This is a genomic window from Psychromonas sp., from assembly GCF_047632995.1.
GTDB lineage: Bacteria > Pseudomonadota > Gammaproteobacteria > Enterobacterales > Psychromonadaceae > Psychromonas.
On sequence record NZ_JBLIEK010000041.1, the window covers coordinates 1 to 18264 of the forward strand.

Sequence of the window (18264 nt, forward strand, 5' to 3'; positions counted from 1 at the left end):
GAGCGTATATGCATTACTAGAGGTTGAAATCGCTCACCATGTAAGTTATTGCGCTAACTGGGGACTGACTGAATCGGACTTGGAAGCTGAAGACGAAGATGTTGGTACTGTTGCCTATACGCGTTATGTACTCGATGCCGGCATGCAAGGCGATATGGTTGATTTATACGCGGCGCTGGCTCCGTGCTTTATTGGTTATGCAGAGATAGGGCATAACCTCAGCGTGGATCAAAACACCAATCGGGAAGGTAATCCATTTGAAAGTTGGATTGCACTCTATGGTGGTGATGAATTCCAGCAAGGCGCTGCGCAAGGCACTGAACATATCGATACGTTATTAGCTGATATCGACTTAAACAGTCCGCGCGGTCGAGAACTCATTAGCGTATTTAGAACCGCAACCCGCATGGAAATTGCTTTTTGGCAGCAAGGAACCGATGCAAAGGATAAAATATGAAGCAAAATATTAAAACGATCGTAAGCGCGCTCAATGCGCTGCGTGAACAGAAACCGCTGGTGGTCAATATCTGTAATTATGTGGCGATGAATAATAGCGCTAATGCATTGCTTGCAGTGGGGGCCTCACCAATTATGGCTCATTCTCGTGATGAGATGGCTGAACTGCTCTCTTTTTCCGGTGCCTTGGTGGTCAATATAGGCACCTTAGATAGCACCTGGATTGCGCGTATGTTATTTGCTGTTGAACAGGCGAATATCCATAACAAGCCGGTCATTCTTGATCCTGTCGGATGCGGTGCAAGCACCTTGCGAACGGAAACGTCACGGCAAATTGCAGCCGCCGCCAAAAAGCTGATTATTAGAGGAAATGCCTCGGAAATCATTGCCTTAGCCGGAGAGAAAGGGCAAAGCAAAGGCGTTGATGCGCTCGATAGCAGTGAGGCGGCGCTAGGTGCTGCGCTGTATCTGCTTGAAACTTATCAGTGTTCGGTTGTTATTTCTGGCGCAACAGATTTTATTGTCACCTCAGAGGGACAATTTAAGCTCGATAATGGTCATGCTATGATGCCATATGTCACGGGAATGGGCTGTACTCTCAGTGCATTAACCGGGGCTTTTGCTGCCGTGGGCGAAGAAACCGGTTTAGCAGCGGCGGCAGTGTTAGGCGTGGCGGGTGAAATAGCCGCAGAGCAATCAAAAGGTCCTGGCAGTCTGCAGCTTAATATTTTGGATGCTTTGTATCAGTTGGATGGGGCGACGCTGACTGCGCGCTTGAAATTATCCTAACTGCATGAAAAAGAGTTGGAGATGAAAGTGAACCCCTATCGTTTATATTTAGTGACAGATGACAAGCAAGATCTCGACACATTGAAAAGGGTTGTGACAGAAGCCGTTGCCGGTGGCGTGACCATGGTGCAAGTTCGGGAAAAGCAGGGCGATCTTCGCGTTTTTATAGCGCGGGTGTTAGCCGTTAAATCTATTTTACAGGGGACCGGGGTGCCTTTGATTGTCAATGACAGAGTGGATGTCGCACTGGCCGTTGATGCTGATGGTGTGCACCTGGGCCAATCGGATATGCCGGTAGAAACGGCCCGCCGATTAATAGGTAGAGATAAGTTGCTTGGCCTGTCTATTGAAAATCAGCAGCAGCTTATTGAAGCTCAGTCTCTGCCCGTGGATTATTTGGGGTTGAGTGCTATCTTTTCTACGGCAACAAAAACCAATATCAAAAAAGAATGGGGTATTAAGGGGCTTACTAATGCCGTAGCGCAAAGCACCTTGCCGATAGTTGCCATAGGCGGTATCAATGTGTCTAATCTTGATGCGGTTATCGCCACTAATGTTGATGGTGTTGCATTAGTATCGGCTATTTGTCATGCTCAGTCCCCAAGACAAGCTGCAAATAATTTGCTCGAGCAGATGGGAAAATAGTTTGGTTATACTTGATTGTGCATTTTTGCCGTAATTTGTGGGTGCTTTTACAATATAGCGCCTGCAGCGGATCTTAATATGATTTTAAAGTTAATTTATAACGCGTTGCGGGGCAGATACGCCTTAGACTCTGAACAAGGGGCCCCTTATTCGCTATACTCTAGACTTGCAGCCAATACGTTAGAGATGAGCAATATAATGTCCAGGAATGCCTATGTATTACGGTGAAAAACTCAATAGCATCACCCATCTGATCGGTTCGGTATTGGCGCTAATGGGGATGGGCGCGCTGCTTACGGTTAGTATTAAACAGCATGATCCATGGATGATTGCCAGCTTTTCAGTTTTCGGATGCACCCTCATTTTGCTCTATACCATGTCAACTCTCTACCACAGTTTCTATCCCCCCGGGCTGAAGAAACTGTTCCAGACCATGGATCATCTGTCTATCTACCTGTTGATCGCAGGCACCTATACACCCTATATGCTGGTGTCTCTGCGTGGCGGGAATGGGCCGCTGTTATTGGTAATATTATGGGGATTAGCCGCGTTGGGGATATTACTGGAATTACGTCCATCGCGACGTAACGAAAAGGTGCAGCTTTTTATCTATCTGCTCATGGGATGGCTTGCTGTATTGGAGTGGAACAATCTTAAAGTTGCCATAAGCACTCCTGGTGTGATCTGGTTAGCCGCCGGCGGTATTACTTATACCCTCGGAGTTATATTCTACATGCTGGATCACCGTGATAAGTTACGACACGCCCATGGCATCTGGCATCTATTTGTTTTGCTGGGCTCTCTGTGCCACTTTATATCGATTATCGTTTATGTGCGCTGAATAATGCCAGTCAATGCACTTTCTAAAAATGTAATGTGTGAGGTGCTGTAAAACAGGTGATAAGAGGTACTAAAATGGTATTAATTCGAACTATTTTTATGAGTATCTAGTCAATAATGGCTGGATTTACTTTTAATTACATCGCTGTCATAAACTTTTTCCAGAAAATCTTCTACTGATTTTAAAATAGTGACATTGGCTAATTGTAAGACATTAAATACCATCCAAAGATGAGGATCATGTTCATACCAACGCAGTCGAGTAGAGTCGAAACGAAAGTCTAAGGCTTTTTCAAAAGTCAGAAGGTTTAGTTGATTTTTTTTAACCAAATCTATTATCTCGTTTAAAATAGGCTCCCTGGTTTTCTGATCCAGTTCTTTAAGCCCATCTAAGCTTGTTCCCAAACGAGGTCGTTTATCATACCATCTACTCATTGGCGCCTACCTAATCCATTCAGACTATCAATTGTTTACTAAACATTAGTCACAAAATAATAGGCTAACATGTGCTAGAAAACCATTCTTAGATTACAAAAAGTAAATGCATAGTTGGATCACTAATTTTAATTTTGTAAGGCCGAATTCTATGGTAGAAAGGTCACAAAGTACCTTCATAGTATTTTTATCGGTTATTTATCAAGCGGGTGTTGACTTTTATTTCATGTTCTATAGTGTTTAACTCGGCATGAAAGAAAGTCTTTTGTTTACAATCTTAATATCGTAGTTTTATTCATAATCCAACGCTCTGTAAGTTTTTAAGTTTTAGTCTATTTTTACGCTATTGAGCCTCTTGAAGGCAATTTCACATTAAACAATACAGGATAATATTATGTCCAAAGTTCAAGGTACAGTTAAGTGGTTTAACGAATCTAAAGGTTTTGGTTTTATCGAGCAAGCATCCGGTCCAGATGTATTCGCTCACTTTAGCGCTATCGCTAGTGAAGGTTTCAAAACTTTAGCTGAAGGCCAAAAAGTAGAATTTACTTTAAGCCAAGGTCAAAAAGGCCCGCAAGCAGACAATATCGTCGCTTTGTAATTCGCTGTGATATTTTAGCTCTAACACAGCGCTAAATAAATATTGAAAAATGGTGAATCTTTGCGGGTTTGCCATTTTTTTTCTGATTTTTAACTGTTATGCCCGTTTTCGAATTACAGTTGTAGCTCGTTTAGGGTGCAAAGCGCCTTAGAGCTTTTGCTCTATTTATCTGTGGGATAGTTATAAATTATCATACTGAACCTAAGGGCAACTCCACTGCCATTAAGATAGCGCTGAAATAGACCTTAGCTGGAATTGATGTTGTCGCCATGATCTAAAAAGGCTAAATGAAGAAGAATTTCGCCGGCGCTCTGTCGTGCGCCGAACCGTTTTTACGCTTTAGCTGCAGAAGAAGAAAACCGCTTTATTGATAGTGCATTCTAGGTGAGAATCTTTCGCTCAAAAAATTAACAAACATTCGAGTTTTTTGAGAAAGGTGTCTGCGCGCGGGATACAACGCATAAATGGGGTATCCCGGGCTAAGGGAATAGTCTTCCAATACCGGAACAAGACGTCCCTTTTCAAGCGCATCACCGAGTGAATTCTTGTCTATCCAGACAATACCTTGACCCTCTTCAGCGGCTTGAGCCAATGCTGTCGAATCATTGAGAGAAAGTGAGCCATTAATCGAAATGCTCTCCTCACCATTGGGGCCCATAAACAACCAGGTTTTGAATGAATTTTGATTATTACTATAGTAAAGACAATCGTGTTGAAGGAGGTCTGTGGGGGTTTTAGGTGTGCCGTTTATTCTTAAGTAATCTGGACTTGCGCAGACCACCCAGGTCATTTCGCCAAGTCGCAACGCGATTAATGAGGAGTCAGGAAGATGGCCTACACGGATCGCCACATCAATTTGTTCATCAATCAAATCGACACGCCGATCCTCAAGTAACAGTTGCACATTAACTTTCGGGTAGCACACCCGAAATTGTTTAAGCAAAGGTACTACGTGAACGCGACCAATACCTGTAGAGCAGGAAACTTTTAAATGCCCGCATACTTCTCCTTGCAGATCTTCAGATAGTGTTTTAACACTCTCTAAAGCATCCAGTATGCGCCTGGCCTCAGCCAATATTTGCTTTCCTGCCTCTGTCAATGTGATGCTTCGTGTACTGCGTTGAAGGAGACGCACCCCAAGCTTTGCCTCAAGTGCGCTCAATTGTTTACTGACTGCAGAACGACTCAAACCAGAATGTTGTGCAGCGCTACTCAAACTTCCATATTGAACAATTAGCGCAAAAAGCGCCAGAGCCGGCAAGCTATCCAATCGCGTCTTATTCATCGGTAATCTGATATCCGTAGTATGACGGAACCTTTATTCATATAAATATCATCCATTGTTGAGCTTATGGAATCAATGTATTGCATTATCAATACCTAATCAAGCACCATTTTTCTCTTTATACTGCGCCTGCAATGAAAGTAAACGCGTTAGTTATTAACCCGGTAATCAATATTGCCGTATTAATACGCGGTGCATGGACACGCCGCCATGATCCAAAGGTTCATGCGAGCAAGCAAGCTCAAGGGTTTTCGCGTAAAGCGGCCCTATTTAACTGCGCTAATCAAATTGATTAGGATTATCTATTTCTAAACAGATTAATAAATTAACAATCAAGCCGCCATTTAAGGCGTTAACGGAGAATATGATGAACATGATAAATGAAAGTTGGATGCGCTCTGTCCGAATTCAGAACTACGGCGGCGTAGAACAGATGAAATTGCAAGTTACTGAGATACCAGAGCCCAGTGAAAATGAAGTTTTGATTAAAATTCATGCTGCGGGCGTAAACCCTCTCGATTGGAAAGTGCGTGAGGGCTATTTGGCTGAAGTCCTTCCTCACACACTTCCTTTAACACTAGGTTGGGATTTCGCTGGAGAAATTGCATCTATTGGAGACAATGTCGACCAATGGCGTCTTGGTGATGCAGTCTATTCTCGTCCTGACTTTTCAAAGAATGGTGCCTATGCAGAATATATCACGGTATCGGCAGATGAAATTGCAGCCAAACCTCAAACATTAAACTGGCAGGAATCTGCAGCTGTACCGCTAGTCACTCTGACAGCATGGCAAGCCTTGATCGATATTGGTGGAATAAATCAAGGCGATCGCGTACTTATTCATGCAGGAGCCGGCGGCGTAGGAATGGCAGCGATCCAGCTTGCTAAACTCGCAGGCGCCACCGTTTACACCACGGCATCATCTAGAAATATTGACTTTTTAAAGAGCCTCGGTGCCGATGAGGTGATCGATTACACACAGGAAGACTTTTCAAAATTAGAAGATCTGGACATCGTATTCGATACAGTGGGAGGCGAAACTTTTGAAAAATCTTGGGGGATCTTGAAGAAGGGGGGGTGCCTTGTATCAACCGTAGAGTTTCCAAACGAAGATCTAGCAGCCAAGCATGACGTACGTGCTAACTTTTGCTTTGTTCAAGCGAATGCAGGCCAGCTGGCGGAAATTTCAAATCTCATCGATTCTGGCAGTATAAAGGTTGAAATAGACAGTGTTTTTCGACTAGAAGAGATCGCAAAAGCACATGCGAAAAGTGAATCTGGTCACACACGTGGCAAGATAGTTATTCAAATACAAGAATAGCAATAACAACCGGCCTGTCAGGGGACCCGCACGCAATATCGTCGGGTTCACCTTTTAACACCTGCCCAAAGACTCTCCGTTAGAAACTCAAATGCAATACCAATTAGGATAATAACCACAAGTATTTACAGCAATACTTTTTAGAATTACTTATCATCCAATTCTCACTTACAAATCAACGGGGAGGTTAAAATGAAAAATAAAAAACAAATAGACGCGGAAGTAAATAACGATATTGTCATTAACAAGGATCATCTAATCAATTATATTAACCCGGGAGAGAAAGTTGTAGGTTTGGGTCTTGGTGGAAGTGAATCATTAACTATTTTCCTTACCAAGCCCGAGAGAGAGGGGATAACTGTACGAAAAATATTGAGTGAAAACCTAATCACTGCAAAATGGGATAGGAATGGAAAAGATGTGATGTTGGCGCCATACAAAAAGGCTAAACAGCAAGCATATTATCTTAAAAATCTACCCGAACGCGTAAAGCAATTCTTCCCATACGTCGACATCATTATTGAGAGAACGGTCGCAAAAAAAACAATTGGATCCCCCGTAAAAAATGTAGATAAAAGTGAATTAGTAAACGAGTTGATATATGACATGTCCTATATTGGCGGGGACGAAGTCAGCGAATTCATTAGAAAGTACAAGCCGCCAGTTGACGCGGTTGCGAAGTTATATGTCGTTATATATCAGACATTAAACAACATTGTTCACAGCAACAGGATACGAAAACCTGCTGGTCCAACATTGGATCAGTCATACTTCAAAAAAATAGAAAAACGTTTAGCGCTATCTAGAAAAACCTCGCCAAATGTATTCTCCGATTCTCTGCTTAATACGGAATATATATATATTGATGGAATAAAACTATTCAATATTAAGGGGTTATTAAGAAAGTTTAGAAATAATCCAAGTTACTTGGAAATACTTGAGGCGCCTCGGCACACTCTCGTAATGGGTGATACCAACACCGAGAACATTAAAATCACCAATCCAGAGGCGTTACTTGGATTCATTAAGGTTAAAAACTATAACTTTAATGCGGACGATATAGGCATAAAATTCTTAGATCCTAGAGCGATTGGATTTCACGAAAATGGCGTAGATTCCGGTTCCGATGATCCTATGTATGACAATAAGCCGTGGCATAATTCTCTCGGCCAGTATGATGTCATTCACAGTGAGCTATTTGATCTCAAGACAAATATAAATCATGACGGAATGAGTATTGACGTTATTCCCCATGATAACCACTCCTATTCATTGTCATACGAAGGAATTGAGAAACACTTCAGATCTGTTATGTATGATGCATGGGACTTAGATAACCCTGAATCAGAGATGATTAAAAATGACCCGAACTGGATAATACGGTTTGCATTTGTAATGGGAACGCACTTTACAGCCATGCCGCCATTTCATTTCCACAAGAATGAAGATGGAACAATGATTGATAGTTACGAGGATCAACGTCGACCGGTCGCGATATATGCAGAAGGGATAAAGTGGTTAAACCTATCGATGAGAATGCTGGAAGGGCGAACATCAACATTTTATGGCGTTTCAGTTCCGTTTTCAGACTCAAAGCAGGTGGCTTAATCATGCTAAATATTACCAATGAATCCAGAGTGCTTCAAGGTCCTTGGACTACTTTAGTTAAGGGGCGAGGGCTTGGCGCGAATACCGAAAAATTTGATCCCGTAAAATCTAGTTACATTAAAGAGATATTTAGAATAGTCGATCAGTCGACAGTAAAATCTATTCCTTACAATAAGTTCTCCAAGGAACTGTGTAATTTTATATTGGATTTTAATAACCCTGCAATACCCTTTTTTCAAAGAAAAGAATTGCACCCTAGAATTGATCTGGTAATTGCCTCCTTAAAGAAAATAGACGATCCATATCAGTATTTTTTGGCTAGCGCAATACTATTTGAGTCCTTTGGAAAACTTGGATTAGACCCTCATCTGTGGATAAATAAGCAAATTGATCTTGCTGAAGATGCGTTGATTCAGCTACAAAATTTGCCCGCCGCAAACGAACAGGAATGCTATAAAGCATTAGAGGCTCATGGGAATCTCTTCTTAGGTATTGCCCACATAGGTCTGGTTGATAAGTTGACCAAAGGTAATATAGATTATGTTCTTCAGGCCTTCAATATAGCCAGAGGCTTGCAAGATGTTTGGCATAAAGGAAGAGGGATCGCAGCCTTTTTAACCGTTTTGGGGTTGGTTGGGCTAGGGCACTACGCCACAAGACCTGACCATAACCACCTGAAAGATCTGGTTTTATATATGAATTCAAGTCTGGAAGATAAAGAAAGAGTTGAGAAACGGCCGAACGAATATGTTTTCTCAATACTATTAATGATTAACTGTATTGGCGTCCTCGATGATCTCAAATACCTAGAATACAAGCGAGACTGGATTAAAGTTTCTAACGAACTGCTCGACATTCTGCCGCTCGCATTAAAAGCAATATTTAGCCATTATTGCTTATCTACACTGGATAATTTGGGTCTGATCCATAGATATACGAACAATACAAAAGCTTGTCTCCAGAGACTAACTGAAAGTTTAATGGCTTCAGGTGGAGGGGAACTGGATTATATGGCCTATACATACTGCGTGGATATTGCACACAAACTAAAACTGGTCGACGCCATACCAGATTTGCTAACCGATAAGCTTGTTGAAAACATTGCAACGTTATACGACTTTAAGAATGGGGTCGCACCAACGAATTTGTTTTACCGGTCCGGTTTTATGCGAACGGCATACGCCTTAACTGCACTCAGCCAAATGGGAAAGATTGATCGTATATTTGAAACTAAGTCTACAGAAAGTAAGTCATTGGTAGCGCGTTTGATTGCAAACCATATTGAGAATTGGGACGAATCAGACGATAGTTTTACTACGCTAAATCATGCCTTGATTGATTTGTCTCTGAGTCAACGTGGTTCAAGCGTCGCCCCGTCAGTAATAGATGAAAATGTAGTCATTCACAAAGAAAAGAATCAAGTCAAAGTTAAATATCTTTCGCGACCGGAAAAGTCTAAAATTTCATTACATGCCTATTTTCCGGGAATGAACAGTCGCCGTTCTTACGTTAATATTTCAAGAGATTTATACGAGAAGGGAAATCAACAGGTGCGCGCTATATTTGACAAATCGTCTGAAATCTTAGCGGAGTATGGTGGGCTAGGAGGCGCTGACGTATCGCGTTTTTTCTTCGAAGACACATTGCCGGATGATGATGTTTGCGAAAAATGGAACTGCATTGGTTCGTCCATGACAGTATATAATCTTGCCCTATTTGAACACTTAAAAACATCAACAAGTGACTTTTTTATAAATAGTGTGGGTGGTGAAAGCTATGGGGTGATTACGGCTGCTATCGCCAGCAACGCCTTATCGCTCGGTGATGGATTGAAAATAGCAAACAGCGCGTTAGGGATTATTTACAAGCATGCGCATTTAAACGAGTTTGGAAAGTGGCATATAGTCAGCCTTGTCGGGAGGTCGATTAGTCAAGACTTGCAAGAAATAAAACGCATCTTTCCTGAAGGTATAGATGTTTTCCGCTGGCAGACGCTTAGCCACGAAAAGGAAGAAGTCCACGTATACATAAATCATCGTATTCTCAATGAGATTAAAGAGTTTATTGAAGAATCATTCGGGAATACTATTAGTTTTATAGAGTTTAAGCGACCAACTATTGAAATAATTCACTCCCCCAAACTCGCACCGGCAAGAATCGCTATTAGCAACTTTATGATTGATGAAAATATTTTATTTTCAAGACCCGATATTCCGATTTTGGCAAACAATGGTACCGGTATCGCGTCATCTGCTGATGACGTGCGAAATTTGATTCTCGACATGACCAATATACCCATGTATTCCGCTCAATCATTTCAATCCTTCGAAGAGATGGTCCCGGCTGATACTGATGCAATAGTTGAATTGGGGTATGGAAAAAAGACCCAATCATTCATTTATGAACACGGGATCAGGCAGCCATTCTTCGAGTATTTTGGTGATGATCACAAGCTTCAGTGCACCATCAATAATATTAAGTGTATTAAAGGCTCGATGGAGCCAGAATGCTTATCCGATAAATACCAGTCAAGTAGCAAATCATGTCACGTCTAGGCGATATCAACCCCAGGCCAGATCGCTGCAAAAAATAATTTTGAGCCTACTTATAAGGGCGGTTTAGCTGGCGCGTCAATTTACCTCTTCCAATTCAAAAAAGAGGTAAATCCTGACTTTCTAAATTATTACTTTTATTAACCCGTAGATATTTTTGTCGGGTTAATGCTCCGCTAACACCCTTCGATACCACTTTGGGGTAAGCAGAAGAATCGAGTTAATCGGAGCGCTATAACCTATATCAATAGAGACTAAATCCAAAGGATACACAGATGAATGACCTGAACGAAAAAGTTTGCAAGTTAGCTTTCTAGCTCGCACGGTACAAATACACTTGGCTATGGGACATTGGTAGAAATCCCTGTAAATGTACATGCACAATTTTCCTTAAAAATTATTTTTAATAAGTCCATTTGCCAACAACTGTTTTTATTCTCTTGGGGGCGAGACGTCAGTTATTCTTTGTCATCACTGCCCGAAATTCAACTAACGACGGCATGTCCATGCTGGATTATTTATTGCTGTTCCACATCACATTGCATTTTTCTTTGGCCGCAGCCCTGAGCAATTCAATCAAAGGCAAGGCCCGAAGCGACAGACTTACGGCAGGTTCGTTGTTCTCGTCGTCACTATCGTTCATAGATGCGTCCTGCACCGGTGACCGCTCGACGGCTGCCTCCAGACGCTTCAGAGCTGCTTGGACGTTTTCTGCATTGAGAGCGCTGGGTACCGTACCGCTGTGGCCCATCATTTTAAGTAGCTGGACCGCCACATCACCAAACATCGTTATGTTGGCGTAGGCAGGGCAGGAAAAAGTTATCAGCATAAACACTTCCTTTTTATTGAGTAGTTCATTTATTGGGAGCGCTTCATCTCTCTAATACAGCAATTCGACTGCGTAGTGTTTCCACTTCTGACGTAATTACAATGCGCGCTGTTGGCTGCATTGTCCTGCTTACGAATAATTCTGTGAAGGATATTCACAATTGAGTATCGGAATAATAAAGTCTTTTACCCCAAATGTTGATTTGAACAGCAGATTCTATCGCATTATGCTCTGAATTTCCCGTCTACTTGTTGGTTTGTAAGTCGAAGAGGATAACAGGTGCGCAAATATCATAGGGTTAGAGTACCGCTTCTCAAAAAAACGTATACGAGCGCATCTAAATGGTGATGAAAAAAATATTGTGAAACCGGTGAAATCCACATACGTAAAAGGGGTATAAAACGCCTTGTTTTTTATTCCAGAGTTAATGTAATGGTTTAAAAGGACAAAAGGTATAGATGTCCTGCCTTTTACTCCATGATATGGTCGATCACCTCGCACGTTCAGAGGGTGGACATTATCCGGTCGATTAAGTCGCAAGATATTAGCCCATGGACTAGGACTGCTTGCCAATATCGACTTAAAAATAAGCCATTGCAACTCAAATATGCGATTTATGTTTAACGTCGCGCATGGCGTTATAACAATCTGTTTTACATTTACGACGAAAGGGCGGAAATAATAGGATGCATGATGAAAAGATAGTTTTACAGATAGTAGATCATCATAAAAAAAAGGAAAAGAAGCAAACTGGCGAGATAGGAATAACTTGGTGGCAATTAAGTCTTATTGGAATTGGGTCTATTGTGGGAGCCGGCTTTTTTTTAGGAATCAGTGTGGCAATTAAATTAACCGGACCTTCTGTCATCATTGCCTTTTTAATTGCTGGACTTATATCCTATATTGCCTTTACTTCACTGGCAGAAATGAAAATAAACGCTCCAAAGAGCGGATCCTTTAGGGATTATGCTAGACAAGCTTTTGGAGACAATGTTGGATTTATTAGTGGCTGGATGTTTTGGATTGCAGGGGTACTGATTATGTCTAGTGAAGTCACTGCTTTATCTGTTTTTTCACGCTATTGGTTTCCACAGATTCAGTTATGGATATTCTCTGTTATCTACTCCTGCTTAGGACTTGGGATTAATTTGCTAGGAGTAAAAGATTTTGGAAAAATTGAATCATTCTTTGCGATTGTAAAAATTGCGGCTCTTGTTTCATTTCTCATTTTTGGTATGTTATTCATTCTTGGCTATGCATCTCCTAAGGAGGCTGCTGCTGGAACATCGGTGATTTCGTTGTCAGCTCTTAACTGGTTTCCACAAGGGATAACAGGACTTTGGTCTTCTATGATTTTTGCACTGTTCCCATTCGCTGGTGTAGCAGTAGTAGGCGCTGCTTCTAAAGAATTAAAGAAAAGCGAATCTTTAACGAAAGCTATTAATGCGCTTATGCTTGCTTTGACATTCTTATATGTTGCCTCCATTGCGATGATTTTAAAAATGGTATATTGGGATCAGATCCAGGTGAGTAATAGTCCGTTTATTACAGCACTTTCCGAATTTCACTTGCCTTATTTAGGTTCTATTTTTAATGTTATTATTATCAGCGCTGCATTTTCTACTTTCGTGGGGGCACTTTTTGCGATAACAAATGTATTGTTATCCCTTGCAAAGGATCATGAAGCCCCCAAAATCGTATTGAAAAAAGATAACAGAGGCGTAAACGTCATCGCACTGTTAATAGGTACCAGTGGCCTATTCATAACCATAATATTATCCTTTGTATTACCAAGCACTATTTACGAATATTTGGCCACTTCTGCAGGTGTATTATTGATTAGTAATTGGATTATTATTTTAGCATCGCAAATAAAGAATCGGAAAAATTATTCTATTAACAGCGCCTCCGCAGGGAAAAAATTTGAAATGCTGTTTGCACCATATAGTTCATATTTGGGTATTTTTCTCATAATCCTTACTCTAATTGGGGTGTCATTTAATCCAACTCATCGTATGGGATTGTTTGTGAGTATAGGTATTGTTGTTATAATTTCCATTGCGTCTCTAAAAGTAAAACCAACAAAAAAATGATTGAAGAGTGGATTGATAATAGCGGAAAGACGGGCCATAGGTGTCCTGTCTTTTGCGCTAGTAAATCGACAACCTTTTCATATCGTTGTCAGCAAGATTTAACTTTTTTCCGATGCTTTAACTGATACATCAACTTATCCGCTTCCGAGATAAGTTCATCTGGCGTAATATCTCTTTCCGGTGCGTAGGTAGTAACACCATAGCTAAACTCAATCGAAAATGGCTTATGTTCGGCAACCTCGATCTCTTTTAGACGCGTTTCTACTTTGACAACAAGGTGGTTGGCATCTTCGCTTGAGCAGTTCTGTAATATAAGCAGGAATTCATCCCCGCCAAGTCTAACCGCTGCATCGCTGCCACGAATGTTGTCGCTTAGGGCGCGGGATACTGCGCAAATCAACCAGTCACCTTCCCCATGCCCATATTGATCGTTGGCATTTTTCAAACCATCGATATCAATATAGCAAATTGATAGTTGGCCACAGTTCCGCTGTTTCAGTTTCATTGCTTTTTCAAGAAACAGCAACCCTGTGCGACGGTTCAACAACCCGGTCATTTCGTCGAAGGAGGCATGGTGTTCGAGCTTCTCTTGTGCTCTTTTGAGTTCGCTAATGTCTGTGATGCCTATAACAAAGACCTTTTTTCTTTCAAAAGTAATAACACGGACCGAGGCCAGTGTCTCAAAGACCGCTCCCTGTGTACTGAGGATAACTATCTCATACTCGTTGAAGCTCTCGCCTTTTTTAAGTTTTTTGATAAACAGATTATTGCTTTCATAGTTGTCACCCAAATAGGTTTGCAGTGTTGTTGTACAAATGGTGTCTAAGGGCTCTCCGATTAAAGTTTGTGCTTTTTTATTGGCGTGTAGAACCGAAAAGTCAGCGGGATCTACCAGTAATATTGAGATTGGGCTGGCAGCAAAAAGATGTTGAAAATTTTGCTCGCGCTCAATAAGTCGCAGCATGTTCTGCTGCAGACTCTTGGTAGCAGGAGAGAAAATAAAAATAGCTTCCAGCAGCAATACAATGAGAGTGGTGATCATTAAAGAGATTTCAAGCCATTTGGCAGATGTGACCTTAGCGTTTGCTTCCCGGTCATACTGAAATACAATCTCATTCATTCCCTTCAGGAAATCAGCTTCATGTTGCGCTATAGAATACGCATTCTGCCTAAGCTCTGTTATTTCAAATGAGGAGCTGATTATCGCTGCCGCATTGAGTATTGTTTCATAGTTGGATTGGATGCCGTTAAATAAGGCGATAATCTTTCTGCTATTATCGCCAGGTAACTTTAAATCCTTATTTCCGTGGATTAACCCAAGGTGAGAATATTCCCACAAATCGGCCGCATCTTTAAGCTCTATGCGATAACGCGATGCTTGCGCTTCGGATTCAGCGGTTGAAATATAATAACTCAACTTGGTTATTTTCTGGCTCAACATACGTTGTCTACCGGCAATATTGACAATGTGTGAATCATATATTTGGGCTGCTAATGAAAATTGTATTACAATTTGCGAGCCGATGATCAGCAGTGCAATGAGCGAGAGTGCGATAATATAGCGCTGACGTAGCTTAGAGACGGAGATTACTGCCGTATCGTTGATCTGATATGGGGCGTTGGACGGCATAATTGTTTTCCTGCAATGCTGTTTATTAGTTAAAGATACACCTTCTTATAAGGCAAGCAGTTATACCCAATTAATCACTAAAACTGTAATTGTTCTTGTTGCTTTTCAAGCTTTTCTTGATATTTCACATGTTTCCTGACCATTTCGGCATCCATTCCAACGGTATCAACGCAATATTCTTTTGCCCAAAAACTATTGTCCCAGTAAGGCTTCATTCTTAAATTAGCAAATTGTTTAAATATTCGGAACGCAGTATGCCTTTTACTGCACCAAGACGTCTGATATCGCTCTTTTAGGTGGTACCTTTACCAACAAATGAACATGATCCGGCTGTACGTTTACTCCTATAATAGCAAACCTAACCGTCGCAAAATATTTGGATACATCTATAAACCTCGTTAGTAAGGGCATCTGTTAATATTCTATATCTATATTTAGGCACCCAAATAAGACGATATTGGCAATACCCTATAACGTGCTTTTAATTTTCAATAAATACTCAGGCAAAACCAAAATGCAATCGGATACTACCTATCGGACTCACACCTCAATCACCTATAAAGCTGTTTTATTACGTTCAGAGTGTTGGGAAGTAGTAATTATTGCAAAAGGCTTACGCATAGATGAATCAACGATAACTCACCACATTAATGACTTTTTATATTGGGGAAATGACAAAAGCTTGCAAGATTAGTAATATTTAAATATCCCTGCGCCGAAGCGTTAACGGCGCGGGGATATGAGTCAGGTTCAGCCTAGATCGAAACGGTTGGCATTCATCACCTTGGTCCATGCGCTAACGAAATCCAGTACGAACTTCTCTTTGTTGTCATCCTGAGCGTAGACTTCTGCATAGGAACGAAGGATAGAATTGGAACCGATTACCAGATCAATCCGTGTCGCCGTCCACTTGATCTTGCCAGTTTTGCGTTCGCGAATTTCATAGAGGTTGTTGCCTGTTGGATTCCACACGTAGTTCATATCTGTCAAGTTCACGAAGAAGTGGTTGGTCAGTGCACCTACACTATCGGTGAAAACCCCGTGAAGTGTGCCACCATGATTGCTGCCAAGCACGCGCATGCCGCCAACCAGTACAATCATCTCGTGGGCGGTTAATCCCATCAGTTGCGTACGATCAAGCATCAACTCTTCCGCGCTAACGATATAGTCCCTCTTAAGCCAGTTGCGGTAACCATCATGGATAGGCTCCAGCACGTCAAAGGAGTCAAGATCAGTCATATCGGCTGTTGCGTCCCCGCGCCCGGGTGAGAAGGGAACGCCAGCAGCAAAACCAGCGGCCTTGATGGCCTGTTCGACAGCGACGTTACCAGCGAGCACGATCACATCTGCCACGCTTGCGCCGCTCTTGACCGCAATAGGTTCAAGCACAGCCAGCACTTTATTCAGACGTGCCGGCTCGTTACCTGCCCAGTCCCGCTGCGGTGCCAGACGGATACGTGCACCATTAGTGCCACCACGTTTGTCTGAGCCACGGAAGGTTCTTGCACTGTCCCAGGCTGTCGCGATCATTTCGCTGATGCTCAAGCCACTGGCAACAATTTGGTTTTTCACTGATTGAATATCGTAGTCGCTACGCCCTGTAGGAATCGGGTCTTGCCAGATCAGCTCTTCTTGCGGCACATCAGGGCCAATGTAACCGGCCTTCGGCCCCAAATCACGATGGGTCAATTTGAACCATGCCCGTGCAAACACTTCGGAGAAGTATGAGGGATCATTGTAGAACCGCTCTGATATTTTCCGATACTCAGGGTCCATCTTCATGGCCATGTCGGCATCGGTCATGATAGGGTTATGGCTAATCGTGGCGTCTTCAACATCGACAGGCTTGTCTTCTTCCTTAATATTGACAGGTTCCCACTGCCACGCGCCGGCCGGACTCTTTTTAAGTTCCCACTCATAATTGAGCAGTAGTTGAAAATAGCCGTTATCCCACTTGGTCGGGTGAGTTGTCCATGCGCCTTCAATTCCGCTGGATACTGTATCGCGGCCAACGCCACGTTTGCTCTTATTGATCCAGCCTAATCCCTGCTCTTCGATATCAGCGGCCTCAGGTTCAGGGCCGAGCAGCGCAGCATCACCGTTACCGTGGCATTTGCCCACAGTGTGTCCGCCAGCTGTAAGGGCGACGGTCTCTTCATCGTTCATGGCCATGCGGGCAAAGGTTATGCGCACATCATGGGCCGTCTTGAGTGGATCCGGATTACCGTCCACACCTTCAGGGTTGACGTAGATCAATCCCATCATTACAGCGGCCAGCGGGTTTTCTAAATCCCGCTCACCCGAATAGCGACTGTCAGGGTTATCGCTAGGAGCAAGCCATTCTTTCTCTGAACCCCAGTAGATATCCTTTTCCGGATGCCAGATATCTTCCCGTCCAAAGGCAAAACCAAAGGTTTTTAAGCCCATGGATTCATAAGCGATAGTGCCCGCATAAGCAATCAAATCAGCCCAGCTGAGCTTATTGCCGTATTTTTTCTTGATTGGCCAGAGCAGACGCCGAGCCTTATCCAGATTCACGTTATCCGGCCAGGAGTTGAGTGGCGCAAAGCGCTGATTGCCGGTGGCGGCTCCGCCTCGACCGTCAGCAATACGATAGGTACCGGCCGCATGCCAGGACATGCGGATCATCAGACCGCCATAATGGCCCCAGTCTGCCGGCCACCACTCCTGGCTTTGTGTCATCAGTGCGTGCAGATCTTTTTTAAGTGAGGCAACGTCGAGTTTCTTGACCGCTTCACGATAGTTGAAGTCCGCTCCCATCGGATTGGTTTTGTTATCATGTTGATGGAGAATATCGAGGTTAAGCGCTTTAGGCCACCACGCCATGTTTGACATACTGCTCTCTGTGGCTCCACCGTGCATCACCGGACATTTGTTTCCAGACATAGGTTTCTCTCCTGATCATTTATTTTGCTATTAGCTAAAGATTTTGGTCGGCATTAATGCGTCAGGGCAATCTCGCATTTACAATACTTATAAAAAATAGTGTAAAACGCTCAAAATTCCAGTGAAAAGATAGATTTAGAGAAAAATTGCAACTTTACAAATGCCTTATTTTTGCAATGAGCGACTGCGCTAATAAAGAATGTCTCTGGTTGATTTTTTAACCTGCTGATAGATCATTGATAACAACAAACAAAAGCTGAAAATTTACGCTCG

At 42.4% G+C, this 18264-nt stretch carries 15 protein-coding genes and 2 pseudogenes; 10 read left to right on the top strand and 7 right to left on the bottom strand.

Annotated elements, in window-relative coordinates; all coding sequences use genetic code 11:
* From ACJAT7_RS09130 to trhA, 4 genes are all read left to right on the top strand, one after another.
* Positions 1–457 (top strand): TenA family protein (locus ACJAT7_RS09130; protein WP_415226493.1); only part of this gene is annotated, 457 nt, incomplete at its 5' end.
* Entirely contained in the window at positions 454–1245 is a 792-nt protein-coding gene (gene thiM, locus ACJAT7_RS09135) for a hydroxyethylthiazole kinase (protein ID WP_415226494.1), read from the top strand. The genes ACJAT7_RS09130 and thiM, both read left to right, overlap by 4 nt.
* Positions 1246–1266: 21 nt before the next feature.
* The gene (gene thiE, locus ACJAT7_RS09140; RefSeq protein WP_415226495.1) at positions 1267–1890 is read left to right on the top strand and encodes a thiamine phosphate synthase; all 624 of its coding nucleotides are present in this window, start codon (positions 1267–1269) and stop codon (positions 1888–1890) included.
* Between the two features lie 208 nt (positions 1891–2098).
* A complete protein-coding gene (gene trhA / locus ACJAT7_RS09145; RefSeq protein ID WP_415226496.1) occupies positions 2099–2731 on the top strand; it encodes a PAQR family membrane homeostasis protein TrhA in 633 nt (210 codons plus the stop codon).
* Between the two features lie 110 nt (positions 2732–2841).
* Here trhA and ACJAT7_RS09150 read toward each other — a convergent pair whose 3' ends face one another.
* A complete protein-coding gene (locus ACJAT7_RS09150; RefSeq protein ID WP_415226497.1) occupies positions 2842–3165 on the bottom strand; it encodes a hypothetical protein in 324 nt (107 codons plus the stop codon).
* A gap of 394 nt (positions 3166–3559) precedes the next feature.
* On the opposite strand from ACJAT7_RS09150, the gene ACJAT7_RS09155 reads away from it, so the two are divergent.
* The gene (locus tag ACJAT7_RS09155) at positions 3560–3766 is read left to right on the top strand and encodes a cold-shock protein (protein WP_415226498.1); all 207 of its coding nucleotides are present in this window, start codon (positions 3560–3562) and stop codon (positions 3764–3766) included.
* A 364-nt stretch (positions 3767–4130) separates the two neighbouring features.
* On the opposite strand, the gene ACJAT7_RS09160 is transcribed toward ACJAT7_RS09155, so the two are convergent.
* Positions 4131–5051, bottom strand: a complete 921-nt coding sequence (locus ACJAT7_RS09160) for a LysR substrate-binding domain-containing protein (RefSeq protein ID WP_415226499.1) — start codon at positions 5049–5051, stop codon at positions 4131–4133.
* A gap of 80 nt (positions 5052–5131) precedes the next feature.
* On the opposite strand from ACJAT7_RS09160, the gene ACJAT7_RS09165 reads away from it, so the two are divergent.
* The 4 genes from ACJAT7_RS09165 (at position 5132) to ACJAT7_RS09180 (ending at position 10535) form a co-directional block, all read left to right on the top strand.
* Positions 5132–5347 carry a hypothetical protein gene (locus ACJAT7_RS09165; RefSeq protein WP_415226500.1) on the top strand — a complete coding sequence of 72 codons (216 nt, stop codon included), beginning with the start codon at positions 5132–5134 and terminating at the stop codon, positions 5345–5347.
* 68 nt (positions 5348–5415) lie between these two features.
* Positions 5416–6372: an NADP-dependent oxidoreductase gene (locus ACJAT7_RS09170; protein WP_415226501.1), complete on the top strand. Its 957-nt coding sequence runs from the start codon at positions 5416–5418 to the stop codon at positions 6370–6372.
* A 192-nt stretch (positions 6373–6564) separates the two neighbouring features.
* Positions 6565–7980, top strand: a complete 1416-nt coding sequence (locus ACJAT7_RS09175) for a hypothetical protein (RefSeq protein WP_415226502.1) — start codon at positions 6565–6567, stop codon at positions 7978–7980.
* The gene (locus ACJAT7_RS09180; RefSeq protein WP_415226503.1) at positions 7887–10535 is read left to right on the top strand and encodes a hypothetical protein; all 2649 of its coding nucleotides are present in this window, start codon (positions 7887–7889) and stop codon (positions 10533–10535) included. The genes ACJAT7_RS09175 and ACJAT7_RS09180 overlap by 94 nt, the downstream gene beginning before the upstream one ends.
* A 511-nt stretch (positions 10536–11046) precedes the next feature.
* Here the strand turns inward: ACJAT7_RS09180 and ACJAT7_RS09185 are convergent.
* A complete protein-coding gene (locus ACJAT7_RS09185) occupies positions 11047–11361 on the bottom strand; it encodes a DUF1840 domain-containing protein (protein WP_415226504.1) in 315 nt (104 codons plus the stop codon).
* Positions 11362–12047: 686 nt separating this feature from the next.
* Here ACJAT7_RS09185 and ACJAT7_RS09190 point away from each other — a divergent pair.
* Entirely contained in the window at positions 12048–13454 is a 1407-nt protein-coding gene (locus ACJAT7_RS09190; RefSeq protein WP_415226505.1) for an amino acid permease, read from the top strand.
* 88 nt (positions 13455–13542) lie between these two features.
* Here ACJAT7_RS09190 and ACJAT7_RS09195 read toward each other — a convergent pair whose 3' ends face one another.
* The 4 genes and pseudogenes from ACJAT7_RS09195 to katG all read right to left on the bottom strand — a co-directional run bounded on the left by ACJAT7_RS09195 (position 13543) and on the right by katG (position 17991).
* Positions 13543–15084 (bottom strand): diguanylate cyclase domain-containing protein, encoded by a 1542-nt coding sequence (locus ACJAT7_RS09195; protein WP_415226506.1) that lies wholly within the window; start codon positions 15082–15084, stop codon positions 13543–13545.
* Between the two features lie 77 nt (positions 15085–15161).
* Positions 15162–15335 (bottom strand): annotated as a pseudogene (locus ACJAT7_RS09200) (transposase); the annotation flags it as partial.
* A 10-nt stretch (positions 15336–15345) separates the two neighbouring features.
* Positions 15346–15556, bottom strand: a pseudogene (tnpA, locus tag ACJAT7_RS09205) (IS200/IS605 family transposase).
* 278 nt (positions 15557–15834) lie between these two features.
* Positions 15835–17991: a catalase/peroxidase HPI gene (katG, locus tag ACJAT7_RS09210; RefSeq protein WP_415226507.1), complete on the bottom strand. Its 2157-nt coding sequence runs from the start codon at positions 17989–17991 to the stop codon at positions 15835–15837.
* Positions 17992–18264 lie beyond the last annotated feature (273 nt).